Source organism: Falsirhodobacter sp. alg1, assembly GCF_000739715.2.
Lineage (GTDB): Bacteria > Pseudomonadota > Alphaproteobacteria > Rhodobacterales > Rhodobacteraceae > Falsirhodobacter.
Genome location: NZ_BBJC02000058.1, coordinates 1 through 766, shown reverse-complemented (window position 1 = coordinate 766; position 766 = coordinate 1). Strand labels below are relative to the sequence as shown.

Below are 766 nucleotides of genomic sequence, written 5' to 3'. Positions count from 1 at the left end.
GTAACCGGACACGGTTTCCCGCGTTACGGCCGCTTATTGGGCCGTCACTTCGGTCGNGGTAATTCGACCTATGATTTTCTAACGGACGAGACACAATGATACTCCGACTGCATTCCCGCACCCTTCGTATCGCGCTTGCTGTATCGGTCGCCCTTAACCTGGCAGTGGCTGGTATTGTGGCAGGGGCGGTGCTCCGGGATCCGCCGCGGCGTGACGGGGAGCGCATCTATGGCGACTGGGAGAAAAAGGGCCTCGCCATCGACTTCTGAGGGCCGGGGCCTGTGGGGTTCACAGGCCCAGCACATCCGACATGGTGTAGATGCCCGGCTTCTGCTGCTGGCCCCAAAGGGCTGCCTTCAGCGCGCCCCGGGCAAAAANTGCCACGATCATTGGCAATATGGCGCAGGACCAGCCGTTCGCCTTCGCCGGCGAAGATCACGTCATGCTCGCCTACGATGGACCCGCCYCGGATAGAGGAAAATCCGATATCACCCGTTGTGCGTGCCCCGGTGATGCCGTCACGCCCGGAATCGCGCACATCCTGAAGCGCAACGCCGATGGCCACTATGATGTACAGCCGGTGGACCCGCTGTCGCTATGGGATCGCGATCCCTTCGATCCGCAAATCGAGACCACGGCAAAGGGCAAGGTGATCCGCGGGCGGGGTCTCTTCTGACGACAAGGGCCAGTTAATGACGTTCCTTGAGGCATGCCGCGCGTGGAAACGAAGTCCACGGCACCCGTGCCCGGTCGCATCACCATCTTT

General features: G+C 61.5%; 1 protein-coding gene and 2 pseudogenes. 2 read left to right on the top strand and 1 reads right to left on the bottom strand.

Going from position 1 to position 766, the window contains the following annotated elements; all coding sequences use genetic code 11:
- The first annotated feature begins 95 nt into the window (after positions 1 to 95).
- A complete protein-coding gene (locus TR36_RS15860) occupies positions 96 to 269 on the top strand; it encodes a hypothetical protein (RefSeq protein ID WP_192841372.1) in 174 nt (57 codons plus the stop codon).
- 19 nt (positions 270 to 288) lie between these two features.
- On the opposite strand, the pseudogene TR36_RS15195 reads toward TR36_RS15860, so the two are convergent.
- A pseudogene (locus tag TR36_RS15195) lies at positions 289 to 556 on the bottom strand (4-hydroxy-tetrahydrodipicolinate reductase); the annotation flags it as partial.
- Positions 557 to 559: 3 nt separating this feature from the next.
- Here TR36_RS15195 and TR36_RS15190 point away from each other — a divergent pair.
- Positions 560 to 766 (top strand): annotated as a pseudogene (locus TR36_RS15190) (M20/M25/M40 family metallo-hydrolase); the annotation flags it as partial.

Coding starts and splice junctions, on each gene's coding strand:
- TR36_RS15860 (WP_192841372.1), top strand. CDS start 96: ATGATACTCCGACTGCATTCCCGCACCCTTCGTATCGCGCTTGCTGTA.